This window comes from Dialister sp., from assembly GCF_051885895.1.
Lineage (GTDB): Bacteria > Bacillota > Negativicutes > Veillonellales > Dialisteraceae > Dialister.
The window spans coordinates 14,168-38,820 of the sequence record NZ_JBJEXP010000067.1 but is presented as its reverse complement, the minus strand read 5'-3'; the positions used below and the strand labels follow the sequence as shown (position 1 = coordinate 38,820).

At 49.8% G+C, this 24,653-nt stretch carries 22 protein-coding genes; 12 read left to right on the top strand and 10 right to left on the bottom strand.

The genetic code is table 11. The features are described from left to right. Positions 1–181: 181 nt before the first annotated feature. The 7 genes from ACI4N7_RS05670 to ACI4N7_RS05640 form a co-directional block, all read right to left on the bottom strand. Positions 182–829 carry a DUF4405 domain-containing protein gene (locus tag ACI4N7_RS05670; protein WP_439732392.1) on the bottom strand — a complete coding sequence of 216 codons (648 nt, stop codon included), beginning with the start codon at positions 827–829 and terminating at the stop codon, positions 182–184. A 159-nt stretch (positions 830–988) separates the two neighbouring features. After that, entirely contained in the window at positions 989–1,852 is an 864-nt protein-coding gene (locus ACI4N7_RS05665; RefSeq protein ID WP_439732391.1) for a flavodoxin, read from the bottom strand. Positions 1,853–1,975: 123 nt separating this feature from the next. Then, positions 1,976–3,142, bottom strand: coding sequence for an acetylornithine/succinylornithine family transaminase (locus tag ACI4N7_RS05660; protein WP_439732390.1), 1,167 nt, complete (start codon positions 3,140–3,142; stop codon positions 1,976–1,978). A 230-nt stretch (positions 3,143–3,372) separates the two neighbouring features. Next, the gene (gene argB / locus ACI4N7_RS05655) at positions 3,373–4,227 is read right to left on the bottom strand and encodes an acetylglutamate kinase (RefSeq protein ID WP_439732389.1); all 855 of its coding nucleotides are present in this window, start codon (positions 4,225–4,227) and stop codon (positions 3,373–3,375) included. Between the two features lie 120 nt (positions 4,228–4,347). Then, entirely contained in the window at positions 4,348–5,319 is a 972-nt protein-coding gene (gene argC, locus ACI4N7_RS05650; protein WP_439732388.1) for an N-acetyl-gamma-glutamyl-phosphate reductase, read from the bottom strand. A 15-nt stretch (positions 5,320–5,334) separates the two neighbouring features. Further along, positions 5,335–6,348, bottom strand: coding sequence for an ornithine carbamoyltransferase (gene argF, locus ACI4N7_RS05645; RefSeq protein WP_439732387.1), 1,014 nt, complete (start codon positions 6,346–6,348; stop codon positions 5,335–5,337). Between the two features lie 64 nt (positions 6,349–6,412). Then, positions 6,413–7,591 (bottom strand): M20 metallopeptidase family protein, encoded by a 1,179-nt coding sequence (locus ACI4N7_RS05640; RefSeq protein WP_439732386.1) that lies wholly within the window; start codon positions 7,589–7,591, stop codon positions 6,413–6,415. A gap of 524 nt (positions 7,592–8,115) precedes the next feature. Here ACI4N7_RS05640 and ACI4N7_RS05635 point away from each other — a divergent pair. The 7 genes from ACI4N7_RS05635 (at position 8,116) to ACI4N7_RS05605 (ending at position 15,091) form a co-directional block, all read left to right on the top strand. Beyond that, entirely contained in the window at positions 8,116–9,633 is a 1,518-nt protein-coding gene (locus ACI4N7_RS05635; RefSeq protein ID WP_439732385.1) for a DEAD/DEAH box helicase, read from the top strand. 161 nt (positions 9,634–9,794) lie between these two features. Next, a complete protein-coding gene (locus tag ACI4N7_RS05630) occupies positions 9,795–10,076 on the top strand; it encodes a glutaredoxin family protein (RefSeq protein WP_439732384.1) in 282 nt (93 codons plus the stop codon). A 159-nt stretch (positions 10,077–10,235) separates the two neighbouring features. Further along, complete coding sequence (locus ACI4N7_RS05625; protein WP_439732383.1) at positions 10,236–11,177, top strand: ABC transporter permease; 942 nt, start codon at positions 10,236–10,238, stop codon at positions 11,175–11,177. After that, positions 11,174–12,019: an ABC transporter permease gene (locus tag ACI4N7_RS05620; protein WP_439732382.1), complete on the top strand. Its 846-nt coding sequence runs from the start codon at positions 11,174–11,176 to the stop codon at positions 12,017–12,019. Before ACI4N7_RS05625 ends, ACI4N7_RS05620 begins: the two co-directional genes overlap by 4 nt. 12 nt (positions 12,020–12,031) lie before the next feature. Then, a complete protein-coding gene (locus tag ACI4N7_RS05615; protein ID WP_439732381.1) occupies positions 12,032–13,567 on the top strand; it encodes an ABC transporter substrate-binding protein in 1,536 nt (511 codons plus the stop codon). Continuing rightward, positions 13,567–14,346 (top strand): ATP-binding cassette domain-containing protein, encoded by a 780-nt coding sequence (locus ACI4N7_RS05610; protein WP_439732380.1) that lies wholly within the window; start codon positions 13,567–13,569, stop codon positions 14,344–14,346. The genes ACI4N7_RS05615 and ACI4N7_RS05610 overlap by 1 nt, the downstream gene beginning before the upstream one ends. 1 nt (position 14,347) lies before the next feature. Then, positions 14,348–15,091 (top strand): ABC transporter ATP-binding protein, encoded by a 744-nt coding sequence (locus ACI4N7_RS05605; protein ID WP_439732379.1) that lies wholly within the window; start codon positions 14,348–14,350, stop codon positions 15,089–15,091. Between the two features lie 71 nt (positions 15,092–15,162). On the opposite strand, the gene ACI4N7_RS05600 is transcribed toward ACI4N7_RS05605, so the two are convergent. Next, positions 15,163–15,513, bottom strand: a complete 351-nt coding sequence (locus tag ACI4N7_RS05600; protein ID WP_439732378.1) for a metal-sensing transcriptional repressor — start codon at positions 15,511–15,513, stop codon at positions 15,163–15,165. Between the two features lie 109 nt (positions 15,514–15,622). Between ACI4N7_RS05600 and ACI4N7_RS05595 the strand changes: the two genes are divergently transcribed. Further along, positions 15,623–16,339, top strand: a complete 717-nt coding sequence (locus tag ACI4N7_RS05595) for a class I SAM-dependent methyltransferase (protein WP_439732377.1) — start codon at positions 15,623–15,625, stop codon at positions 16,337–16,339. A gap of 96 nt (positions 16,340–16,435) precedes the next feature. On the opposite strand, the gene nadE is transcribed toward ACI4N7_RS05595, so the two are convergent. After that, positions 16,436–18,307: an NAD(+) synthase gene (gene nadE / locus ACI4N7_RS05590; protein ID WP_439732376.1), complete on the bottom strand. Its 1,872-nt coding sequence runs from the start codon at positions 18,305–18,307 to the stop codon at positions 16,436–16,438. Positions 18,308–18,471: 164 nt separating this feature from the next. Here nadE and ACI4N7_RS05585 point away from each other — a divergent pair, with 164 nt between their 5' ends. The 4 genes from ACI4N7_RS05585 (at position 18,472) to ACI4N7_RS05570 (ending at position 24,301) form a co-directional block, all read left to right on the top strand. Further along, complete coding sequence (locus tag ACI4N7_RS05585) at positions 18,472–19,575, top strand: MBL fold metallo-hydrolase (RefSeq protein WP_439732375.1); 1,104 nt, start codon at positions 18,472–18,474, stop codon at positions 19,573–19,575. A 208-nt stretch (positions 19,576–19,783) separates the two neighbouring features. Continuing rightward, a complete protein-coding gene (locus ACI4N7_RS05580) occupies positions 19,784–21,145 on the top strand; it encodes an MATE family efflux transporter (protein WP_439732374.1) in 1,362 nt (453 codons plus the stop codon). Between the two features lie 653 nt (positions 21,146–21,798). Next, positions 21,799–23,619 carry a translational GTPase TypA gene (typA, locus tag ACI4N7_RS05575; protein ID WP_439732373.1) on the top strand — a complete coding sequence of 607 codons (1,821 nt, stop codon included), beginning with the start codon at positions 21,799–21,801 and terminating at the stop codon, positions 23,617–23,619. Positions 23,620–23,794: 175 nt separating this feature from the next. Beyond that, positions 23,795–24,301: a transporter gene (locus tag ACI4N7_RS05570; protein WP_439732372.1), complete on the top strand. Its 507-nt coding sequence runs from the start codon at positions 23,795–23,797 to the stop codon at positions 24,299–24,301. 55 nt (positions 24,302–24,356) lie between these two features. On the opposite strand, the gene ACI4N7_RS05565 is transcribed toward ACI4N7_RS05570, so the two are convergent. After that, positions 24,357–24,653: hypothetical protein (locus ACI4N7_RS05565; protein WP_439732371.1), on the bottom strand; the 297-nt coding region annotated here is incomplete at its 5' end.

Genomic DNA, 24,653 nt, shown 5'->3' with positions numbered 1-24,653 from the left:
GGGAAAAGTCTTATGAAATGCTGAAGGACATTGTTCTCCATTTGGAAGATGTAAAGAACATAGACGAAGCATTTGGGGAAGTATTTTAACAAATAAAAAATTGAGATATGGAATTTGAAGATAGAGGAATCAGCCGTTTTGCATTGAAGTCCTTCTGTTCTCTTTTTCCAATCTCAATTTTTTATCGTCTCTGCAGCAGTTTCTGCCCGTAATAGGAGACAGCGGCATAAAGACCAATAATCATAAGGTGACCGTAGAGGAACCAGCCCGGACCGCTGAACAGGGAGCGGGTGCCTCTGGCAGAAAGCATGAGCAGATGGCTGGCTACATGGTAGTCGAAGGAAAAGTAAATGCCCGATGAAACAATGATGAGGAGGAGCATCCGGTTTCCCCAGGTCAGAACCTTTGATTTTTTAAGGGAAAGGCTTCTCTGCAGCCGGGGCAGGATGGCGTTCCAGTGAAGGCCCAAATGAAGACCTACGGAAAGCAGCATGAAGAAGCCGGCTGCCTGGTGAAGACCGTTTATCCGGAAAGACATGTGGGGATGGAAGGGGAAGACGGTCATGGAAATGGAAAGCCCGGTGACCATTACTGTGAGAAAGGAAACAATCAGCACCAGGTTAACCAGAAATGAAAACAGCCGCTGCTTTGTCCACTTTCCCCGCAGGAGGGATCGATACCAGGAAAGATTCCATCTGTTGTGGATCAGGGCCAGCACCAGAAAAAGAATCCCCAGAATTTCGTGTCCTTTATTATGAACAAATCGATAGTCCAGCAGCAGGAGAAAGGTGAGCAGCATGGCTGTATCAATCAGCATTCTTTTTTTCATAAGAAACCTCCGGTACACAGAAAAGACTGCATGGGCGTTCCCCTGCAGGAGCGCCCGTGTATGTCAGGATTTTACAGGGATTTGAATCCCGGGGGCCGGTACGGGTCTTTTTCAGGAAATGCCGGTTTGATTCTGCAGATGAATCTGTGATTTTTCTGCTTAGAACCCTGCTTTGGTCAGCCAGTCATCAATGGCAGGGTGTTCGTCCGTATCCTTATCCAGTGTGAGGCCTGTAAAAATCCTGGCATCCGGCGCTGCTGCGTGAAGGGCAGGAAGGGTCACTTCAAAGGGGCTGGAGAAGGAACACATATAGGGAACAATCAGCTTGTCCTTCAGATTTTGTCCCTGCAGGAAAGAGGTGACAATGAGGGGTTCCGTGAACCACCAGCAGGGATAGCCCAGAATCAGCACATCATAGGAAGATGCATCCGGCGGCGTGCCGGCTACTTTCGGCATCACGCCTTCATCCAGTTCACGAGCCGATTCCCTGATTACATCATTGTAGCCGGAAGGATAGTCGGGGTCTCTTTTGATTTCATAGATATCACCGCCGGTTTTCTGCTGGATATAGTGAGCCATTTCGCCGCTTCTGCCACCCCAGGTGAAGTAGGCAATCAGCACTTTCTTGCCTTTATTGCTGCCTGCAGGGAGCTCCTTAATGGTAGGAATGGAAGCCGCTTCCTTTTTATGAAGACTTTCCAATTCATCTTTTATATCTTCAGACATGGGTTTTCCTGTAGGATTGGGAACGTAGGCACCGCTGGAGGAGGAACGGGCTGCAGGAACAGGGGTGGAAGCGGCGGCGCCGGTACTGCTGCTGTCATTTCCGCAGGCGGAGACAGTGAGTACGGTCAGGCCGAGCAGCATGGGTTTCAAAACGCTGGAAATTTTCATCATGATCACCTTGGCTTTACAAAAATCATAGAAACGGCTCCGGCAGGAGCTGAAGTCATTTCCCATATTTTCTTCAGTATAGGCATTTTCAGGACTGTGTTCCAATACCTTGTTATTCTTGCACTTCATGCCTGAAAGGCATGAAATCAAAGTATTATATTTCCGAAAGCAGGACGGCTCCTGTTCCCCATTTCATAAAAAACCTGTATCCCGGCGGAACGGGATACAGGTTTGGAGAAAGGCCTGCATTTGTTATTCAGCTAACAGGTCCTTCATGATGGATACAGCTTTTTTCAGATCGTCCCAGGGAATATTCAGGGCCGGCAGGAGACGGATCTTTTCTTTGGCAGTGAGCACCACGACTCCTTTCTGCAGAAGCTGAGGCACCAGTTCCTTTACATCCTTTTCCGGTTCAATGCCCCACATGAGGCCCATGCCGGCAGTGGACTTTACCCCTTTGGCACCGGTGAAGGCATCTTTGATGTAAGCTCCCTTTTCCTGAACTTCCTGCAGAAGGGCATCATCAATTCTGGAAAGAATGGAAAGAGCACCGGCACAGGCAATAGGATTGCCGCCGAAGGTGGAGCCGTGGGTGCCGGGAGTATACACATCTGCCGTCTTTTCATTGAACATGGTGGCACCCAGCGGAAGACCGCCGCCGATGCCTTTGGCGGTGGAGACGATGTCCGGCGTTACATCATAGTTCATATAGCCGTAGAGCTTTCCTGTGCGTCCGTTGCCTGTCTGCACCTCATCTACAATGAGGAGAATATCATGGTCTTTGGCATAGCTTCCGATTCCCTCAAAAAATTCTTTGGACAGGGGATGAACACCGCCTTCTCCCTGGATAGGTTCTACCATGACAGCGCAGATATGGGGATGTTCTTCGCAGAGCTTGATGAAAGCGGGAAGGTCGTTGGCAGGGGTATAGAGGAATCCCGGAGTAAAGGGGAAGAAATCCTTGTGAAAAATATCCTGCCCTGTGGCAGCCAGAGTGGTAATGGTACGGCCATGGAATCCATTGATGAGGGTGACGATTTCATTTCTTTCTTTTCCGTACTTGTCAATGGAGTATTTTCTGGCTCCTTTGATGGCGCATTCATTGGCTTCAGCACCGGAATTGGAGAAGAAGACTTTTTTCATTCCTGTCTTCCGGCAGAGCATCTCGGCCAGATTGGCCATGGGCTTTGTATAGAAAAGGTTGGAAACATGGTTCAGCTCATGGAGCTGGGCGGTAACGGCATCCATCCATTTTTCATCGGCTACGCCGAAAATATCGACGCCGATACCGCTTCCCAGGTCAATGTACTCCTTTCCGTTTTCATCTATGAGATGGGATCCTTTTCCTTTTACAAAGCATACGGGATACCTGGAATAGGTATGGGCAATATAGGCAGCATCTTTTTCTTCTGTATTCATAGTGAATCTCCTTGTATTAGTGAACTGATGGGTGGTAAGTATTCCCGAAAGCAAAGGGCTTCAAAGGGTTCAAGACCCTACCGGGACTGCGTTCCGATAGGGCAGGTTTGGTCCGGAATCGGCTTTGCCTTCCGGGCTGGTTCATAGAGAAATGTAGAATTACTTCGCTGGCAAAGTGAGCGCCCTGCTCTCCTTGAACTGTCTGAACCCGGGGCGGCAAAACCGCCTTTTTAATGAGTAAACATGGTTCCCAGGCCTTCGTCTGTGAGCAGTTCAATGAGAATGGCATGGGGGATTTCTCCATTGATGATGAAGACTTTTTCGACGCCTTCTTTCACTGCATTGGTGCAGCAGTCCACTTTGGGAATCATGCCGCCGGCAATGACGCCGCTGCTTTTCAGTTCTTCTGCTTCAGAGAGGGAAATCTGTTTAATGAGAGAGCTTTCATCGTCTTTGTCTTTGAGCACTCCATTGATATTGCTCATGACTACCATGGATTCCGCATGGAGTGCAGCGGCAATTTTGGCGGCGGCGGTGTCGGCGTTGATATTGTAGGGGTTGCCTTCATTATCGATACCGATGGAGGAGATAACGGGGATGAAGCCTCCATCCAGGAGATCATCCAGGATTTTGGTATTGATTTCATCGATCTCGCCTACATTCCCCAGCTTTGCGTCTTTTTGGTGGACTTTGATGAGACCGCCGTCAATGCCGCAGAGGCCTACGGCTTTACCGCCCAGGGCGGAAAGGTCGGCAGCCAGGCTTTTATTGACTTTGCCTGCCAGGACCATCTGCACTACCTCCATGGTAGCATCGTCGGTGACACGAAGCCCGTTTTCAAAATGAGATTCAATGGACAGCTTTTTCAGCATGGCACTGATTTCCGGTCCTCCGCCATGGACGAGGATGACTTTGACGCCTACCAGCTGAAGAAGAAGGATATCCTGCATAACGGATTTTTTCAGCTCCGGATCAGTCATGGCGTTTCCGCCGTACTTGGCGACTACATATTTACCGGTATATTCTTTGATGTAAGGTACGGCCTGGGTTAATATTTCCGCCCGTACTGCGTTGGATGTATTCATAGTTGGCTCCTTATATTAGTGAACTGGTATGCTGGGAGAGTGTCGGGCTCCAAGTTGTAAGAATCTTCATGCGGGTCTGCGAACTCTCTGAATTTGGGAAGCGGCAGAAACGTCTTTCCTCTACACAACCAGTCCTGTTTCTTCCGGCATGCCCAGCATGATATTCATGCATTCGATGGCGGCTCCGGAGGCGCCCTTACCCAGGTTGTCAAAAGAAGAAATAACCAGTACCCTGTCGTCATTGCCGGCAATGTGGATGGTCAGGCTGTCTTTTCCTGCATTTTCATTGGCTGAGAGGAAAAGCCCGTTGGTTTCTTCCAGGGAAAGAGGAGACAGGTGGATCAGTTTGGATCCCTGGTAGTGCTTTTCATAAATCATGTGGAAATCATCGGTGTCAATGTCGCCCGGCAGTCCGCAGGGAAGCTGGAGGAAGTGGGTGTGGAAGCCGATGGTCACTTCCATGCCTTCAAAAAAGTCGTCCACCACCGGGGAAAAGAGGGGTGCTTCGCAGAGATGGCACACTTTCATGATTTCCGGCAGATGCTTATGGTTTTGGGAAAGTCCGTACTGACGGGGAGCCTTGAAGTCTGCACCCGGTTCTTCATCATACTGGGCAATCATCTTTTTCCCGCCGCCGCTGTATCCGGTGAGGGAGAAGCAGTGGAGAGGATAATTGATAGGAAGAATGCCTGCATGGATTAATGGATAAAGGATGGCGATGACGCCGCTGGCATGACAGCCGGGAACGGCCACTTTATCTGCTTCGGCAATGGCATTTTTCTGTTCTTTGGAAAGTTCCGGGAATCCGTACACCCAGTCATCGGAGGTGCGGTGAGCCGTAGAGGTGTCAAGAATACGGATGGGAATGTCCTTAACTGCGTCTACCACTTCTTTGGAAGCTGCATCGGGGAGGCAGAGGAACATGAGGTCTGCTTCTTTGGCATAGGCCCGGATGGTGGGAAGGTCCTTCCGTTTATCTTCCGGAAGATGGAGAAGCTCCAGATCTGTCCGCTGAGCCAGACGATCCTGGAGACGGAGTCCTGTGGTTCCCGATTCGCCTACGATGAATACTTTTGGCAGTGCCTGTTTCATGATTAATTCCTCCTTTCAGCAGCCCATGGGATATTCGCCAAAGGTGGCGACCATGACCGCTTTAATGGTGGGAAGCCGGTTGGCGGCTTCCTGAAAGGCCAGGGAGAAGGGTGCTTCAAAGACATCATCGGTGACTTCGATGCCGTCCAGGCCGAACCGTTCATAAATATCTTTTCCTACTTTTGTTTCCGTATTATGGAAGGAAGGCAGGCAGTGGCAGAAAACGGTATCCGGGTTGCCTGTATTTTTTATCATGTCCATGGTAATGCGGTAAGGCATGAACAGCTTGATTCTTTCTCCCCACAGTTCGTAGGGATCTCCCATGGTTACCCAAACGCCGGTGTAAATGACATCCAGCCCTTTGACTCCTTCTACGGGATCATCGGTGAAGGTAAAGGAAGCGCCGGTTTTTTCCGCAATCTTTTTGCATTTGGCGGTGAAATCATCTTCCGGGAAGAACTGGCTGGGGCCGATGATTCTGAAATCCATGCCTGCAAGGGCAGCACCTGCCATGAGGGCATGGGCCATATTGGACTGGCCATGGCCTACATAGGCATAGGAAAGCTGATTCAACGGTTTTTTGAAGTGTTCCTTCAGGGTCAGGAAATTGGCAAGCGTCTGGGTGGGATGGTCATAGTCCGTAAGGCCGTTCCAGACGGGGACGCCGGCCTTGGCGGACAGTTCTTCCACAGCACTCTGTGCAAAGCCCCGGAATTCGATGGCGTCAAACATGCTTCCCAGCACTCTGGCGGTATCGGCAATGGATTCCTTTTTGCCGATCTGGGTGCCGGTAGGACCCAGGTAGGTGGTGTAGGCTCCCTGGTCATGGGCGGCTACTTCGAAAGCGCAGCGGGTGCGGGTGGAATCTTTTTCAAAAATGAGCGCAAAATTTTTGCCGCTGAGCGTTTTGATTTCTTTTCCGGCAGCCTTATCCTGCTTCAGCTTTTCTGCCAGATCCAGGTAGTAGGCAAACTCTTCCGGTGTGTAGTCAAGCATGGTGAGAAAGGAATGGTTCAGTAAGCTTTTCATGATATACCTCGTTGTATGTTTTTAACTTTTTGGGAATCTCAAATTCATAGACGGAACCATATCCTCATCGGGACAGTGCCTCCAGAGCGGCAGCGGCTTCCATGGTGACGCCAAGAGGAAGAATGGCTTCATTGATGGCAAAGGATGCATTGTGCAGAGCCGGTGTACTGCCGTCTCCCGTACCCAGCCAGAAGAAGGCACCGGGGAATTTTTCAAGGTAGGAAGAAAAGTCTTCCGCACACATGGAAGGAAATTCCGGCTGCAGGATATGCTCTTCTCCCAGGTAGGCTATGCCAACTTTTTTCAGGAAGTCAATCTTTTCCGGGGTGTTGATGGTAGCGCTGTGCCCTCTTACGTAATTCAGCTCGGAATGGGTATGGAACATGACATCCAGCCCCTTCAGGATTTCACCCAGACGGATTTCCATTTTGTCACGGAGCTCCGGGCGGTAGGTCCGGCAGGTGCCTTCCAGATAAGCGTCTTCCACGCCTACGTTGTAGCGGGTGCCTGCATTCATAAGTCCTATGGTGCAGACCACATTGTCCATGGGATTCATTTCCCTGGAAATGAGGGACTGTACATCAATGATAAAATGGGCTGCCGCCACCAGGGCATCGGTACCGTTGTGAGGCTGGGCAGCGTGAGTGGATTTGCCTTTGATGTGGACATAGAAACGGTCGGATGCGGCCATCAGGGCGCCGGGCTTCAGTCCTACAGTGCCGGTGGGAAGCTCCGGCCATACATGGAGACCGTAGATTTCGGAAACATCATCCAGCTTTCCGCTGGCGGCAATATGCCGGCCCCCTCCGATGGCTGCTTCTTCTTCGGCAGGCTGGAATACAATTTTGACGGTGCCGTGAATCTTATCCTTCATTTCATTTAATACGGCAGCAGCGCCTAAAAGAATGGACATATGGCCGTCATGGCCGCAGGCATGCATGACGCCTTTGTTTTTGGAAGCGAAAGGAAGCCCTGTGAGTTCCGTTACCGGAAGGGCATCCATATCTGCCCGGAGAGCCACTGTTTTTCCGGGATGGTTTCCCTTGATGATGCCCAGTACAGCATTTTGGAAAAATCCTGTTTCATAAGGAATGCCCAGGCTTTTGAAAACGTCCTGGATATATTCCGATGTTTTGACTTCCTGTCCGGAAAGTTCGGGATATTCATGGAAATGTCGTCTCCAGGTCACCACCTGTGGCAGAATGTGTGTGACTTTTTCTTTGACTTCCTTTTCGTACATCATTGAGACGACCTCTTTTCTTCATGAATGTTCTCTGCTTTCTGTATATGTATGAATATTTATTCAAAACTGTATAATGAGAATTAGATAATTTCCACAAAAATTTCAATAATATTTGAAATGCTGAAAAGCAGATGCAATTTGGATTGCTATAATAATACAACTTTTTGAATATATATGCAATAGGGAAATGAAATATTTTTTGAAATAAAAGCTCTGCTCCAACTGCGGCAGTCATTCTGCCCCGGATACCGTTTATAAAAAAATCTTAAGAATTTCGAAAAAGTATGATATAATAACAATAATATGCAGGCATCCAGCGAGAACGGACAATCATAGATCTGAATCATGGGAGAGACGCATGGGGCGTTCTCTTTTTTAATGCCCCGGCGGGGAAGGTGCTGCTGTTCAGCCCATCTTCGAATACCGGGAAGATGCACAGGGTGCATAGGAAAATATCAAAGGCCTGCTTTTACTTATATTGGGCGAAGACGCCCGCGTACCCATGAACGCATACAGGAGGAAATATGTACGACACTTTTAAAGAATTGGGCATTGCGCCGGAAATCATGAAGGCAGTGGAGGATATGGGATTTGAAGAACCCACTCCTATCCAGAAGGCAGCCATTCCCACAGCCCTGACCGGAAAGGATCTCATCGGCCAGGCGCAGACCGGGACAGGGAAAACGGCAGCTTTTGGCATTCCTGTGCTGGAACGGATTGATGTATCCAAGCCGGGCCCTCAGGCTGTCATTCTTTCGCCGACCCGTGAACTGGCTATCCAGTCGGCGGAAGAAATCAACCATCTGGCCCAGTACCTTCCTATCCATGCCCTGCCGATCTATGGCGGACAGGATATTGAACGGCAGTTCAAGGCTCTCAGGAAGCATCCGAATGTGATTGTTGCTACGCCGGGCCGCCTCATGGATCATATGAAGAGAGGTACCATTGATCTGTCCCATGTCCAGATTCTTGTACTGGATGAAGGGGATGAGATGGTGGATATGGGATTCATTGACGATATCCGCACCATCCTGGCAGCCATTCCCGAGGAACGGCAGACCATGTTCTTCTCTGCCACCATGCCGGAACCGATCCGCCAGCTGGCAGAAACATTCCTGAAAGATCCGGAACTTATTAAAATCAAGGCTGCCACCGTTACTATCGATCTCATTGAACAGGAGTACATTGAACTGCCGGACCGGCAGAAATTTGATGCCCTCTGCCGTCTTCTGGACATGCAGGATCCGGAACTGGCCATCGTCTTTGTCCGCACCAAGAGAAGATGCGATGAAGTGACGGAAGCACTGAAGAAGAGAGGCTACATGGCAGAAGGCCTGCATGGAGATCTCTCCCAGCAGAAACGGGACACGGTGGTCCGTCAGTTCAAGGAAGGCACCATTGATATTCTGGTTGCTACAGATGTGGCAGCCAGAGGCCTTGATATTTCCGGCGTTACCCACGTGTATAATTTTGATATGCCCCAGGATCCCGAGATCTACGTACACCGTGTAGGACGTACCGGACGTGCGGGAAAGACAGGACTGGCCGTAACCTTTGTTATTTCCAGGGAAATGGGACAGCTCAGGGATATTGAAAGAGTCATCCGCCGCCGGATTAAAAGGCGCTCCGTTCCTACCCTTTCCGAAGTGATCGAAGGAAACCAGAAGGCAGCCATTGAAAGCCTTTCCGATACGGCGCAGGGCGGCGGACTGGAAGAATACCGGGAAAGTGCGGAAGATCTTCTGAATGATGTAGATTCCGTATCTCTGGTGGCTGCAGCCATTAAACTGCTGACGAAGCAGCCCGATGTGACCCCTGTAAAGATTACGGAAGAAATGCCGAATTTCCGCAGACGCAAGGGAGCTCCCCGCCGCCGCTTTGAAGGGGAAAGACCCCGGAGGAGACGGAGCAGCGAGGCAGGCCGCCGTACGGAAGGCAAAAAGCAGAGACGCTTTGAAAACAGGCCGGAAAGACAGCCCCGCGCTAACAGCGGACGCAATATCCATGAATCCAATTTCAAACCCTATTTCAGGGAAGACTGATAAAAAACAGCAGGAAGGGATATCCTTTCCTGCTGTTTTTGTCAGTGGAAGAGCGGGGAAAGCACTGCCTGCAGAATCACCATAAAATACTTGTGAAAAATCAGGATATCGTGTATTCTATATCTATAGAAATAAATATAGCAGAGCAAGGAGGCCATCCTATGAAAAAAATTATCATGATCAAGATTCCCGGCTGTCCCTACTGCGCCAATGCGCGCAGAGCCATTGCTGCTCTCAAACAGGAAGAGGCTTACAGGGATGTACAGGTTGAGGAAATTGATGAAACCACCCAGCCGGAGCTGGCAGCTCCCTATGGAAAGGACTATTATTATGTACCCAGCCTTTTCATTGAAGGAGAAAAGCAGTTTGAAGCCAAGCCGGGGATGGACTATGATACCATTTACGCCGCAGTGAAACAGGCTTTTGACCGGGCCAGGGCATAAAGAGAATCAGAAAAAGCTGTCATCATAAAAACACTATGATGGCAGCTTTTTTTAGTGCTATGCCTGTAAGGCATAGGGACTGTTTTTATCCCCCGTGGGGGCTTGGGACGAAGTTTTCTCTATGATACCATGAAAAACGATGACAGGAGAGATAAATGGATGAAGAACTATGTACTGCGAAAATTACTGCTGCTGATTCCCCTTCTTTTGGGAATCACCTTTCTCACCTTTGCCATGATGCACCTGGCCGGCGGAGATGCGGTGTCTTATTTTTATGAAAACGCGGGAACTGCCGTTTCTCAGGATGTGCTGGATGCGGCCCGTCATAAATACGGTCTGGACAGGCCCTTTGGGGAGCAGTATCTTTCCTGGCTTGAGGGCATGTTGACAGGTCATATGGGCATCAGCTACGTTTCTCAGAAGCCGGTATTTGATACTTTTATTTCCAAACTTCCCCATACGCTGTACCTGGCCTTTACGGCCATGGTCATGACTCTGGCGGTGTCGGTGCCTCTGGGAATTTATGCCGCCTCCCATCATGACAGGCCGGGGGATTATATTCTCCGTTTCCTGAGCTTTGGCGGGATTTCCGTGCCGGGATTTCTGATGGCCCTGATCCTGATTTACTTCCTCTCTGTGAAATTCCATCTGTTTCCCGCTGTTTCCGACAATACCCTGTCATCCGTATTTCTCCCTGCCCTGACACTGGCTCTGCCTATGAGCGCCAGGTATACAAGACAGGTGCGGTCCCGGGTGCTGGAGGAACTGGGAAAGGAATACGTCACCGGCGCCAGAGAAAGAGGGATTCCGGAAAAGGTGATTCTTTGGAAAAGTGTGCTGCCGTCCTCGTTTCTTTCCATCATGCCTCTGCTCTTTATGTCTCTGGGAAGTCTTCTGGGAGGTACGGCGGTGGTGGAAACCATTTTCATGTGGGATGGAGCAGGAAAACTGGCGGTGGATGCCATTATGATGAGAGACTATCCGCTGATTCAGGCCTATGTGGTATGGATGGCTGTCATTTATACGCTGGTGAACCTGTGCTGCGACTGTCTTTGTGAAAGGCTGGACCCCCGCATGGGGAAAGAGAGGAGGGGAGAATGATAGAAAAAACGGTAAGAAAAATAAAGAGGAGAAACCGCAGGACAGAAAGAAAAATGGCCCTTCTTCTTCTGGCGGCCTTTCTGGTGATTCTGCTTTTTCTTCTTTCTCCCTGGCTCTGCCCCTATGATCCCTATGCCCAGAATCTGGCCATAGCCCACATGGCGCCTGATCGTGTCCATATTCTGGGAACAGACCGATATGGCAGGGATCTTTTTTCCCGCATCCTGACAGGCGGCAGGACCACTGTGCTGGCTGCATTTTCCCTGGCTGCCTCGGTTACCCTGCTGGGAACGGTGATTGGCCTCTTTTCCGCCTGGAAGGGAGGAAAGATGGATGCGGCTCTTATGGGGATATCCGATTTGTTTCTTGCCTTCCCGGGACTGGTTTTTGCTCTGGCTGTAGCCGGCGTGACTGGCGGCGGCATCCAGAATGCAGTGCTTGCCCTGGCTGCCGTTTCCTGGCCTAAGTATGGAAGACTGTCAAGAAACCTGGCCCTGCAGCTCAAGGGCAGTCCCTTCATTGATGCATCCCGCATGGCCGGTACTTCTACAGCGGTCATAATCGGGCGCCACATGATTCCCCATATGGCAGGTACCCTGTTAGTGACGGCGGTTCTTGATTTGGGAACGATGATGATGGAAATTGCGGGCCTTTCTTTTCTGGGTTTGGGTGTCAAGCCGCCTGGTGCGGAATGGGGAGCCATGATCAGTGAAAGCAGAAGCTTTATTTCACTTTATCCCTGGATGGTTTTCGGTCCCGGTGCGGCCATCTTTATAACGGTTATGGTTTTTAATTTACTGGGTGATACGCTGAGGGATTACCTGGATCCCCATCAGCTGTGAGGAGGAAAGCAGATGAAAAAAAGATGGATAGCCCTGGCTTTGGTTTCCCTGGGACTGACAGCCGGTCTTGCAGGCTGCGGCAGCAGTTCGCCATCCGGAAAAGAAAAGCCCTTCGTTTATATGACCACCGGCTATGGCGTGGATATGGGAGATGCGGGACTGAATCCCCACAAAAATTATTCCGGCTGGTCAGCGGTGCGCTACGGTGTGGGAGAAACTCTTTTTAAGTTTTCTGATTCCATGGAACCGGAGCCCTGGCTGGCGGAGTCCTATCAATTTCTTGATCCGAATACAGTAGAAATCACTCTTCGCAGCGGCATTGCCTTTTCTAACGGCAATCCGGTAAACGGCGAAGCGGTGAAGGCCTGTCTGGAACACCTCATTGCTGTCCATGACCGGGCACCTCGGGATATGCATATTGACAGCATAGAGGCTGAAGGAAATACAGTTAAAATCCATACGTCCGAGCCCTGCCCGGCCCTGATCCATTATCTCTGCGATCCCTATGGAGCCATTATTGACATGAAGGCCGGGGCCGACGGAGATATGGTTATCGGCACCGGCCCCTATGTGGCGGAAAAGGTGAGCGATACGGAAATCGATCTGAAGAAAAATGACAATTACTGGGGCGGTCAGGTGCATGTGGCAAAAATAAAGGTTAAAGCGGTTACTGACGGGGGCGCTATGACGGCGGCTCTGAAGTCCGGCGATGCGGATGCCGCCTATGGGCTCCCCTATGCCAGTTATCCGTCCTTTACAGGAAATGATTATACCATCAGCTCCGTGGCCACCAGCCGGACTTTCTTCGGACAGTTCAACATGCATTCTGATGTGATGAAGGATATTCATGTGCGCAGAGCCATTTCCCAGGCCATTGACAAGGACAGCTTCGTAAAAGTCCTGCTGGATGGACATGGGGAGCCGGCAGAGGGGCCTTTCCCGAAATCCATGCCCTTTGGCGATGGAAAAATAGTTCCTCAGCCTTATGATGTGGAAGCTGCGAAAAAGGAACTGGCTGAAGCAGGCTGGAAAGATACGGATGGCGACGGGTATGTGGATAAGGATGGGAAAGACCTTACTGTCCGCTGGCTCACCTATCCCGGAAGAATGGAACTCCCTCTTCTGGCGGAATCGGCTCAGCAGTCATTAAAAGATATCGGCATTAAAGTGGATATCAATAATACGTCGGACCATCTGAATGTGCTGAAAACAGGAAATTATGATGTGTATGTGAGTGCCATGGTCACCGCACCTACCGGGGATCCGGAATACTTTTTCACTACCTGTGCGCTGGATTCTTCTTCCAAGAACAGGGGATTTTATCACAGCGGCCGGCTGGAAGAACTGGCCGCAGGACTCCATACTGCCTTTGCACCGGAAGAAAGAACGAAGCTGGCCATGGAAATGCAGCAGGTCATTCTGGATGACTATGCCTTCTTCTTTGCTTCTCATCTCCAGATGGGCATTGTGGCAGGAAAAGGTGTTACCGGCCTGCGGGCTCATCCCTGCGATTATTATGAAATTACTTCGGATCTGGATGTGAACTGATGGGACAGAGAGCTCTTTTAGAATTTTCCCATGTCACCGTTTCCTATGGAGAGGAAACGGTGCTGCGGGATATAAGTTTTTCTTTATATGAAGGAGAAACTCTGGCGATAGCCGGTGCCTCTGGCAGCGGGAAAAGCACCCTCCTTAAGGCGGTCACCGGCGTACTGGGGGAAAATGGATCTATCCTGCAGGGAGATGTCTGCTTCCGCGGCAGAAATCTTATGGATATGAACCCGGATGAGAAAAGAAAGCTTCTGGGAAAGGAAATTGCAGTGATTCCGCAGGATGTGGGAGCCTCTCTCTGCCCTGTCAGAACCATAGGAAGCCAGGTGGAAGAATATGTGGCACAGCATGGGAAAAGGAGCGCTGATGCCTATGGCATGGCAGAGACTCTGATGAAAAAGACAGGGCTCACAGAGCCCCGCCGCATCTGGCAGAGCTATCCCTTTGAACTTTCCGGCGGCATGAACCAGCGTATGGGACTTGTCATGGCGGGGCTTCTTCATCCGTCCCTCATCCTGGCTGATGAACCTACCAGCGCCCTGGATGTGCTGTCTCAGCAGCAGGTGCTGGAAGAAATGAAACTCCTTCGGGAGAAGGGGACTGCCCTGATTCTGGTGACTCATAACCTGAAGGCAGCAAAGAAATTTTCTGAAAAAATCATGATGATTCAAAATGGTGAAATCCAGGAAATGGGATATACGGCAGATGTCTTTTCCCGCCCCCGAAGCTCTTATACGAAAAGGCTTCTGGATGCCATGATTTCACTGGAGGTTTGAAATGGATACCTTTCTGGAAGCTCGTCACCTGAGCCGAAGGTTCATGAAAAAAGGGCATGCAGTTTCTGCAGTGCAGGATATATCCTTTTCCCTGTATCGGGGAGAATGTCTGGGCATCGCCGGCGCCTCGGGAAGCGGTAAAAGCACACTGGCCCGCATGGTCTGCGGCCTTCTTCCTTTATCGGAAGGAGAGCTTTTCCTTGAAGGAAATCCTGTTTCCTGGAAGGAAAGAAAAAAGCTTTATCAAAAAATGCAGATGGTTTTCCAGCTGCCCCGGGAATCCTTCGATTCCCGCATGACTTTGAGAAAAAGTCTGATGGAGAATCTGCAGAACCGGCAGGGGAAAAAAGGCGGCAGGGAAGAAATGGAGCACCTTTTGACAGAATGCGGCCTTCCTGTAGAAACAGCGGACAAGTATCCCCACCAGGTCAGCGGCGGGGAATGCCAGAGGGCGGCCATAGCCAGAGCCCTTGCCTCCCGCCCGGAATGCCTGGTGTGCGATGAAGCGGTAAGCGCGCTGGATATGGAAGTGCAGAAGGGGATACTGGACCTCCTGATGAAGCTGAAAGTGGAAAAAGGACTGACCCTTCTTTTTATCTCTCATGATCTGGCAGTGATTTCCTATCTCTGCGACCGGGTAATGATTATGGAACAGGGAAAAGTGGTAGAACAGGGACAAACGGCGGAAGTGATCCGCCATCCCCGTCATCCCTATACAAAAAAGCTGCTGGCTGCTGTTTTGTGATAAAAAAGAACCGGGAAAGAATGTACTTTCCCGGTTTTCTGAAAACAGCGGCATGATGGATATTTCATTTTCTATTTCATAAACATATCGATTGCCTTGTTCATGCGTTCAATGGCGGCCTGGTCATTTTCCTGCACCGCTTCTACAATGCAGTGTTCCATATGTTCCTTGAGAAGCAGCTTTCCTGCATTGTTGATTTCCGAGCGCACGGCGGAAAGCTGGATGAGCACGTCAGCACAGTCCTTTCCATCCTCCAGCATTTTTCGTACCGATTCCAGGTGGCCGATGGACTTGGACAGACGATTGATAATGGCCCTGATTTCTTTCGGATCGTGGGTATGAGAATGATTGGCATGATGATGGATTTCTTCCATGGGAAACACCGGCTTTCTTTGAACAGGGCAGAAACATTTTAATTCCATTTATATTATACATACATTTTAAGATAATAACATCAGGAGATGGATCTTTTCATTCCCTCGAAAATTTCTGTTCTCATCATGACAGAAATATCCGGCAAAGGAGAGCGCCATGGATGATTTTGAAAAGAAAAATAAAACCTATTGGAATACAAGAAGCAGAGCCTATGGAGCACTGAGGGAAAAGGAGCTTGCCGGGCCGGACAGAGAAGCCTGGAAACATTTTCTTCTGGAAAGACTGCCTGCAGAAAAAGGGCTCCGTGTACTGGACGTGGGTACAGGACCGGGGTTTCTGGCCATTCTGATGGCGGAAGCGGGATTTGAGGTGACTGCTCTGGATTTTTCTCCTGCCATGCTGGAAGTGGCGGCAGAAAACGCCGGGAAAGAAGGGGTGAGCCTTCGCCTGCGGCAGGGCAATGCCATGGAACTTCCCTTTGAAAACGAATTTGATGTCATCATTTCCCGAAACCTGACCTGGAATCTGCCGGATGTGCCTGAAGCCTATGCGTCCTGGAGGAAAGCCCTGAAACAGGGAGGAATTCTGCTGAATATGGATTCTGACTATGGACCTGTTGATTTTACTGCCACTGCCCGGCTGGCTAAAAATGCACACCATGGAGTGGATGCAGATTTGATACAAACCTGTCAGGATTTAAAAAATTCCATCCGCATCAGTACTCACACCCGTCCTGCATGGGATGTGGAACGGCTGAAGATGCTGGGCTTTTTTTCCTGCACGGTGGAAGAGGATATCCGCAGTCTTGTTCATCTGTCTAAAGAGTGGGACTATGATCCCCTGCCCCTGTTCTGTCTGAGAGCGGTGAAATAAGAAAAGAAGCTGTGAAAAAGGGAAAATTATTTTTCACAGCTTCTTTTATAGAATGGAGAAGCCGAAGGCCTTATTTATTATTTATCATTTGTTTTTTTATGATCTGCCGCACAGCTGCTTTTTCAGCTCTCTGTATCTGTCCGTATAGTAGGGGGATACCTGGGATTCCCGCAGATCATAGCCGAAGGGACGGCGGCTGACGGCAATGAGAGGCGGGGACTGAATCCGTTTGGCTACGGCAAATCCGGCAAAAAGGTTCCACCAGCGCTCCAGGTCTCCGATGAAATCGGAGGCGGTGGGGAAGACGTCCTTGACCTTGACCCGGCAGCCCAGATGCTCTTCCAGGGTGCCTTCTGCATAGAAAGAAAGAATATCTTCCGGCGTCAGACGCTGCCAGGGTTCAACGAAGCTTTTCAGCAGGTAGTCGTGATATTCATAAATCAATGGATCTCCCAGCCCTTTGGTTATATCCTGGTTTTCAGAGAGCTCTGCACTGGGCTTGACGGTAAAGATGCCTTCGGGAATCATTTCTTTTCCAAAATAATCATTCAGGAGGCGGCCCAGTTCATAGACCTGATATTTCCAGAGATCCGCTGTGGCAGCCAGGGCACCGGCCAGATCTCCGTAGAGAGTGCTGTAGCCTACGGTCATTTCCGTTTTATTGGCGTTGCAGGTAAAAATGCCGCCGAAGGCGGAAGACAGGGCAGCCAGAATACGGCTGCTTCTGTCCCGGGCCTGCATGTTTTCCTTCATGAAACCGGTAAGATGGATGGTGCTTCTGCCTGCAGGAAGACCTTCCAGAACGGATGCGGTTTCATCAATGAAGGAACCGATTGGCACTGTGACATAGGGGGTTCCCAGTCTATCCGCCAGATCGCGGGCCAGGGTTTTGGTCATTTCCGAATTAAAGCGGGTGGGCGTATTGACAAGAAGAAGATTTTCCGGCGGAAGAACGGAACGGTAGAGAGCTGCATTTACGGCGGAATCAATGCCTCCGGAAACACCGATGACTACTTTATCCGTATGGATGGAGGAAAGAAATTTTCTTACCCCGTACTGCAGAGCGGGAAGAAGCATGTTCCCCGTATATGGCGGCATCGGCGCCAGGCTTTCCAGTTTTCTGCTTTCGGGATCAAAGGTGAAGAAGGAAAGTCCTTCGTGGAAAGGCTGGGCTTCTGCCCGGAGCGTTCCCTCTTCATCATAGGCGGCGGTCATTCCGTCGAAGGTGTAGCAGGTCTTACCGTTATTCTGCAGCCCCCGCTGGTTGACATACAGCATGGGAATATGCAGCTTGGAAAGAGACGCTCCCAGCATGCGGTGGCGTTTTTCATTCTTACCCAGTGTAAAGGGGGAAGCGGACAGGTTCAGGAACAGGGACACCTGTTTTTCTGCCAGAATGGACATGGGGGAAAGACTGTAATTTTCATCCCAGCTGTCTTCGCAGAGAAGGACACCGGCGCAGAGGGTTTCCTTACCGGCGGGAAGAAGGAACGGGGAAATTTCCTGCTCCGGGGAGGTTCCTTTCTCGGCGGCATACTGGATCAGGGAAGTAAAATATCTTCTGTCATCAAAGCAGCGGTAGTCAGGAAGCAGGGTCTTGATGGTGTAGGGACGGTCAGTGCCGGAAGGGCAGAGAAATTTTCCATCGCTGGCGGCAAAGGCGGCGTTATATTTTCGAGGACGGCCGTCATCATTGGTTTTGCTCCAGTCCACAGCGCAGCTGCCCCATAGAATAGTCATGCCACGGGAAGCGGCAGCAATTTTTCTGTTATAGGATTCGCATTCCCGGAGAAAGGCATTCTGGTCCCACAGGTCGCCGATAAGGTAGCCGGTCAGGCACATCTCCGGAAGAAGGAGAATCCGTGCTTTCTGCTCTTTGGCAGCCTGGATTTCCTGCTCAATCTGCTTCCAGTTTTCCCGTATGTTTCCGGGAATTACATCAATCTGGGCGGTGGCGATTTTTATCATGGGAAGACCTCTTTTCCTGAAAGATATATTTTCTCCATTGTACAGGGGCAGGCGGGGTCTGTAAATCTTTTTATTCATTCTCAGGGAGCATTGACTTAAAGTCAGCTTTATCCTGTACAATAATGCATATTCCGTTTTCCTGATATCTATAGAAAGGAGAATCTATGCCTTCCCTGATTAAATTTCTTTGCATCGTGGTCGTGGTCATAGCCCTGGGCATTTTATGGCTTCTTTTCCGGGTGGATGCGGACCCCCTGATGACGCCGGAAAGAATGGCCAGAATAGAGGCATCGCCTCACTATAAAAACGGTGAGTTCCAGCCCGATGTGCCCCATGAACCGGTAAAGACAGATATGTCCTTCTGGAGTGCTTTCCTGTTTCCGAAGGAAGGCTTCAATATACCGGCGGAACCGATGAAAGCAGTCAAAACCGATCTCAAATCTCTGCCGAAGGATGAGGATCTGGTGGTATGGATGGGCCATTCTTCCTTCTATATGCAGCTGGCAGGAAAGAAAATACTCATTGATCCTGTTGCTTCCGTGTATGCATCGCCTTTTCCCCTGATCAATAAGGCCTTTGAGGGCAGTAATGTCTATGGCCCGGAAGATCTGCCTGATGATATTGATGTTATGGTGCTTTCCCATGACCATTGGGATCACCTGGACTATGATTTCGTCAGGAAGATAGAGCCTAAGGTGAAACAGGTGGTAACAGGTCTGGGAAACGGCGGATATTATGAAAAGTGGGGATACCCGCTTTCCAAGATCCATGAAGTGGACTGGAATGAAGAAGTGAAACTGGAAGATGGATTTTCCGTGTGGGTGCTTCCTACCCGCCATTTCTCCGGCAGAATGCTGAAAAGAAACCAGACACTGCCTGCGTCCTTTGCTTTTATCACACCGGAAAGGAAGGTTTACTACAGCGGAGACGGCGGTTATGACGGACGATTTAAGAACATCGGGCAGACCTTCGGCGGATTTGATCTGGCTCTGATGGAAGACGGGCAGTATAGCAGGAACTGGCACTCCGTGCACATGATGCCTGAAGAAAGTGCAGCGGCGGCGGAAGAAATCGGCGCCAAAGCAGTCATCCCCTGCCATAACGGGAAGTATGCTCTTTCCAGCCACAGCTGGCAGGAGCCCTATGAGCGGCTCGAAAAGGCATCGGAAGGAAAGTCCTACCGCCTGTTAACTCCGGAAATCGGAGAAGTGGTGCGCATAGGAGATGATTCCCAGCATTTCACGGAATGGTGGAGAATGATGCAATAAATACGGGAAGTAATGAAAAGAGAGTGACAGGACCGCTTTTCTGAAAGCAGTCCTGTCATTGCATCGGTACTTACTTTAAGGTTTATACTGCATGACAAAACCGGACTTCTGTCCGGTTTTGTCATTTCTTATACTTATAGCAGTAGGAAATATACCACGCAGCAGAGAATAAATAGGAAAATCAGAAAAACGCTGCAGAAAGGATATTATGAAAAAGATAGATATGCTTCATGGCTCTATTGCCGATAAGACTTTCTTCTTTGCCATAACCCTGGCAGTGACCGGTATGGCACAGCAGATGTTCAATGTGGCGGACACTCTTCTCATGGGCCGCTTTACGGGAAGCGGAGCCATGGCGGCCGTAGGAAGCAGTGCGCCTCTTATCGGACTCATTTATGCACTTTTTATTGGAATTTCACTGGGCACGAATGTGGTTTCCGCCCAGCTTATAGGAAAAGGAGACAGGAAAGGGGCTGGAAGGACGGCCTGGTCCTCTCTGCTGTCCGCGCTGGGCGCAGGGATTGTTTTTGCCCTGCTTTGCGAGGCGGTTCTGCCGCTCATGGTCCGGATGATGGACGTGCCGGAAGAAATTACTGCCATGGCTTCCCTTTACCTTCGGATTTATTTCCTGTCGCTTCCCGGCTTTTTCCTTTTTAATTTCACGGCAGCCATTTTCAGGAGCCATGGAAATACCAGAACTCCTTTCATCTGCCTCTTTCTGGCAGGCCTGGTCAAAGCGGCTGTCAGCTTTGTCATGGTGGTTTATATGGATGCCGGTGTGGCGGGGGCTGCCTTTTCAAGTCTTTTTTCTGCCTATATCAGTGCAGGACTTCTCCTGTACTGTCTGTTTTCAGACAGAAAATCCTTCTATATGGAGAGGAGGCCTGCTTTTGATTTCTCCCTGATGAAACGAATTCTCATCATTGGAGTGCCCGCCGGTCTTCAGGGAGCGGTCTTCAGCATTTCCAATGTGGTCATACAGACGGCTATTAACGGCATCGGTACGGAAGCTATGGCTGCCACTGCCATCACCTTTCATATGGAAATCCTGGGCTACTATATTTTTAATGCCTTCGGTCAGGCGGCAACAACCTTTGTGGGACAGAACTATGGAAGAGGTCTGCTCAGACGGTGCCGTCGGATTGGTCTCATTACCCTGGGAGAAAGCCTTCTTCTTTCCGGGGCGGCCATTGGGGTGATGCTGTACTTCGGCCGGGATATCCTGACCTTCTTCAATCCGGAAGAAGGGGTGGTTGCTTATGGTCTGATTCGCCTGAAATACGGATTGGGAGGAGAAATGCTGAATGTGATCATTGAGATGATTTCCGGCTACCTCAGAGGTTTTGGCAGATCCATGGCTCCTGCAGCGGTAACACTGACCGGCATATGCGGAGTCCGCCTTTTCTATGTGCATTTCTTCTTTCCCTTCCATCAGGACTTTGCAACGCTGATGAAGGTCTATCCTTTAAGCTGGCTGATTACGGCTCTGTGCATGGCTGTCCTTCTGCTCTGTTTTATGCGGCGGACCGGGGCTTCTCTGGCAAAAACAGAAACATGCATGGCGGGATAAAAGGAATTTCCTTTTCAGACAGGAAAGCCCTGGTATAACAAATCGGGCTTTGGGAAGATAAGGAGTTTTGAAGGTGTAGAACGAAACATATCTGCAGGCCGTTTCACATATTTTCCCTATTGGAAAGCTCTCGGATGCCAATAAAAAAGCACCTTTAAAAGGTGCTTTGCATACATGATGCCCAAGGAAGGCGGCGCCTCTCCTGCATCTCTTTTAACTAGGAAGGTGCGTGGCTGCAACGAATTTTACCACCCCGCGGGCTTCAGCTCTATTTTACACAATGACTCTTTTCTTGTTAAATGCCGGGGAAAGGCATAATCCAGGGCCGGCGCCGGTTGTTTGCTCCTTTTTCATGATCAAAGCCATTATCGGCCATGGTATAGCAGCTGCGGCCGGACAGCCGTTTCCATAGGGGCTGCGAAACACCGGATGCCGCCGCTGGAAGAGGAGTCCAATCCCCTGCAGGTTTTCTCCCGGGGTAAAATAAAAAAACATAAAATGTGAACAGCTTGAAAGCCCGTGCTTATTGATAAAGCACAGAGCTTCATGGTATAATAAATTGTATTTTCTAGATATAAAAGAAATTGTGTTTTTGTGGTATAATAACAAAGATACATTGATTTTACAGTATACCCGAGGGGGAAAAAGAAAGAATGAAAAGAGAAGATATCCGCAACATTGCCATTATCGCCCATGTCGACCATGGCAAGACGACTCTTGTCGATGCCATGCTGAAACAGAGCCATGTTTTCAGAGATAACCAGAAGGTGGCAGAACGTGTCATGGACTCCAACCCGCTGGAACGGGAAAGAGGCATTACCATCCTGGCAAAGAATACGTCCGTCATGCATAACGGTGTCAAAATCAATATCGTTGATACCCCAGGGCATGCTGATTTCGGCGGTGAAGTAGAACGTATCCTGAACATGGTAGACGGCGTACTGCTTCTCGTAGATGCCCACGAAGGTCCTATGCCCCAGACCAAGTACGTACTCCGCAAAGCACTGGAACATAAGCTGAAACCAATCGTTGTCATCAATAAGATCGACCGCCCGGACCAGCGTATTTCCGATGTGGAAGGTGAAATTCTTGATCTCTTCATTGAACTGGAAGCTGATGACGACCAGCTGGATTTCCCGCTGATTTACTGCTCTGCCAGAAATGGTATTGCCAAGCTTCATATGAATGATGAAGGCAAAGATCTGGGACCTCTTTTCGATGCCATTCTGAAATACTGCCCCTGCCCCGATGTAGATCCTGACGGCGGCCTGCAGGTGATGGTGACCACCCTGGAAGCAGATGACTATCTGGGCAAGGTAGCAATCGGCCGTCTTACCCGCGGCACTGCCAAACAGGGAATGCCTGTAGCCATTACGGATGGTGAAAAAATCAGAACCGACCATATTGCCTCCCTCTTTACCTGGCAGGGAATGAAGCGGACCCCTGTACAGGAAGTCAAAGCCGGTGATATCATTGCCATGGCCGGCTTCAAGGATATCAATATCGGCGAAACTGTAGCCGATGCCAATAATCCGGAAGCTCTCCCGTCCATTCATATCGATGAACCGACCCTGTCCATGGTATTCCATGTCAACAAGAGCCCCTTTGCAGGCAAGGAAGGCGATTTCGTCACTTCCCGTCATATCCGTGCCCGCCTGTACAAGGAAATTGAAACCAATGTGGCTCTTCGTGTAGAAGACACCGATACCTCCGATGCATTCAAGGTATCCGGCCGCGGCGAACTCCATCTGTCCGTCCTCATCGAAACCATGCGTCGCGAAGGATTTGAACTGGAAGTTTCCAAGCCTCAGGTTATTTACAAGGTTATCAACGGCAAGAAGTGCGAACCACTGGAAAGACTGACCATCGAAGTTCCTCAGGAATTCATGGGAGCTGTTATGGAAGGCCTTGGTCCGAGAAGAGCAGAAATGATTTCCATGGAAGAACTGGCCGGCTATATGAAGATGGAATTCTCCATCCCTGCCCGCGGCCTCATCGGATTCAGAAATGAACTGCTCACCACCACCAGAGGCACCGGCATTATGTACCACGTATTCCAGGGCTATGCACCGTACAAGGGAGATATTCCGGAAAGAACAAGAGGTTCCCTGGTAGCCTTCGAAGCAGGCGTTACCACTGCTTATGGTCTGAATTCCATCCTGGACAGAGGCGAACTCTTCCTGGAACCGGGCGTAGAAGTATACGAAGGCATGATCGTAGGGGAAAATTCCCGTGATCAGGACATGGATGTAAACCCGTGCAAGAAGAAGCATCTCACCAACACCCGTGCATCCGGCTCTGATGAAGCCATCAAGCTGCCGCCCTGCCGCAAGTTCACTCTGGAATCCGCACTGGAATGGATTAATGATGATGAACTGGTGGAAGTAACACCAAAGAGCATCCGCATGAGAAAGATGGTTCTTTCCCGTCAGGCACGCTATAAGAATGCCAATGTGAAGAAAAGCCAGCAGTAAAATGCCGCTGCGAAAAGCGCTTTTTATGACATAAGCAAAGAACGGAGACCTTTACCGGTTTCCGTTCTTTTTGTATTCCTCCTGTCTCATCTTTTAAAAAGCTCTTAATTTTCCGCAGTGCTTAGTATATAATAAAGATGTACAGTACAGACTCTGTTTGGAAAGGAGGACCTCTATGAAAAAGATTTTATGTATGGCTGCCGTTCTTGCCATTGCAGGGGGCACCTGTGTGGCGAATGCGTTTGCCGGCATTATGGATACGGAAGTGGGATATGATTATAACAGCGCCGCTGACGGAATTCACAGTGCCCATATCGAAGTGAAGCCCATTCCCAAACTGGCAGTAGGTGCGGAATACCGCCATTGGAATAACAGGGGCAATGAAACGGACGTGTATGCCAAGTACAAGATCGGCCACTTCTATGTAGGCGCCGGTAATCGAAACTATTATGACCGGGATGCCAGGATGTTTGGACTGATTGAAGGAAAAGCCAATGTGCTGGGCCCTCTGGATGCCTATGCGGGACTTCTTGTGTCCAGTGAAGAAAGGCAGTACAAGGCCGGCCTGCAGCTGGACCTGGTACCTACCTCCTTTGATATTGATGTGAACTATACCTACTATGACAGGGATGACGTAGATAATGAAAGCGGCATCGGTGTAGGGCTGAATTACCATTTCTAAATCCGGGCAATACAAAAGCGGTACTCCATGATGAGTACCGCTTTTTAGATGCAGTTTATCGGATGGTATAATTTCCGCTGGGGCCGATGACAACCCGTACTTTCGTACCGTTTTCAGGAAAATAGGAGCTGTGCGCATAATCATTGTCTGCTTCCCCGGTGGAAGCCTGATATGCATAATAGGAAGCGGGAACCATGGTTGAAGGACCGGAATGGCTGGTGATACTGCCGGAAGAGTTGACAGTCCAGCTTGTTTGGTAATGAGAAACTGGAATCCCTCCATTGGAAGCAGCGGAATAGTAAATCAGGACATAATCGTCAATATTGCCACCGGTGGTACGACCGATAGTCCA

What these genes read in the sequence shown, in the direction of transcription:
- ACI4N7_RS05670 (WP_439732392.1), bottom strand. Translation starts at nt 829, where the DNA reads ATGAAAAAAAGAATGCTGATTGATACAGCCATGCTGCTCACCTTTCTC.
- ACI4N7_RS05665 (WP_439732391.1), bottom strand. Translation starts at nt 1,852, where the DNA reads ATGAAGTGCAAGAATAACAAGGTATTGGAACACAGTCCTGAAAATGCC.
- ACI4N7_RS05660 (WP_439732390.1), bottom strand. Translation starts at nt 3,142, where the DNA reads ATGAATACAGAAGAAAAAGATGCTGCCTATATTGCCCATACCTATTCC.
- argB (WP_439732389.1), bottom strand. Translation starts at nt 4,227, where the DNA reads ATGAATACATCCAACGCAGTACGGGCGGAAATATTAACCCAGGCCGTA.
- argC (WP_439732388.1), bottom strand. Translation starts at nt 5,319, where the DNA reads ATGAAACAGGCACTGCCAAAAGTATTCATCGTAGGCGAATCGGGAACC.
- argF (WP_439732387.1), bottom strand. Translation starts at nt 6,348, where the DNA reads ATGAAAAGCTTACTGAACCATTCCTTTCTCACCATGCTTGACTACACA.
- ACI4N7_RS05640 (WP_439732386.1), bottom strand. Translation starts at nt 7,591, where the DNA reads ATGATGTACGAAAAGGAAGTCAAAGAAAAAGTCACACACATTCTGCCA.
- ACI4N7_RS05635 (WP_439732385.1), top strand. Translation starts at nt 8,116, where the DNA reads ATGTACGACACTTTTAAAGAATTGGGCATTGCGCCGGAAATCATGAAG.
- ACI4N7_RS05630 (WP_439732384.1), top strand. Translation starts at nt 9,795, where the DNA reads ATGAAAAAAATTATCATGATCAAGATTCCCGGCTGTCCCTACTGCGCC.
- ACI4N7_RS05625 (WP_439732383.1), top strand. Translation starts at nt 10,236, where the DNA reads ATGAAGAACTATGTACTGCGAAAATTACTGCTGCTGATTCCCCTTCTT.
- ACI4N7_RS05620 (WP_439732382.1), top strand. Translation starts at nt 11,174, where the DNA reads ATGATAGAAAAAACGGTAAGAAAAATAAAGAGGAGAAACCGCAGGACA.
- ACI4N7_RS05615 (WP_439732381.1), top strand. Translation starts at nt 12,032, where the DNA reads ATGAAAAAAAGATGGATAGCCCTGGCTTTGGTTTCCCTGGGACTGACA.
- ACI4N7_RS05610 (WP_439732380.1), top strand. Translation starts at nt 13,567, where the DNA reads ATGGGACAGAGAGCTCTTTTAGAATTTTCCCATGTCACCGTTTCCTAT.
- ACI4N7_RS05605 (WP_439732379.1), top strand. Translation starts at nt 14,348, where the DNA reads ATGGATACCTTTCTGGAAGCTCGTCACCTGAGCCGAAGGTTCATGAAA.
- ACI4N7_RS05600 (WP_439732378.1), bottom strand. Translation starts at nt 15,513, where the DNA reads ATGGAATTAAAATGTTTCTGCCCTGTTCAAAGAAAGCCGGTGTTTCCC.
- ACI4N7_RS05595 (WP_439732377.1), top strand. Translation starts at nt 15,623, where the DNA reads ATGGATGATTTTGAAAAGAAAAATAAAACCTATTGGAATACAAGAAGC.
- nadE (WP_439732376.1), bottom strand. Translation starts at nt 18,307, where the DNA reads ATGATAAAAATCGCCACCGCCCAGATTGATGTAATTCCCGGAAACATA.
- ACI4N7_RS05585 (WP_439732375.1), top strand. Translation starts at nt 18,472, where the DNA reads ATGCCTTCCCTGATTAAATTTCTTTGCATCGTGGTCGTGGTCATAGCC.
- ACI4N7_RS05580 (WP_439732374.1), top strand. Translation starts at nt 19,784, where the DNA reads ATGAAAAAGATAGATATGCTTCATGGCTCTATTGCCGATAAGACTTTC.
- typA (WP_439732373.1), top strand. Translation starts at nt 21,799, where the DNA reads ATGAAAAGAGAAGATATCCGCAACATTGCCATTATCGCCCATGTCGAC.
- ACI4N7_RS05570 (WP_439732372.1), top strand. Translation starts at nt 23,795, where the DNA reads ATGAAAAAGATTTTATGTATGGCTGCCGTTCTTGCCATTGCAGGGGGC.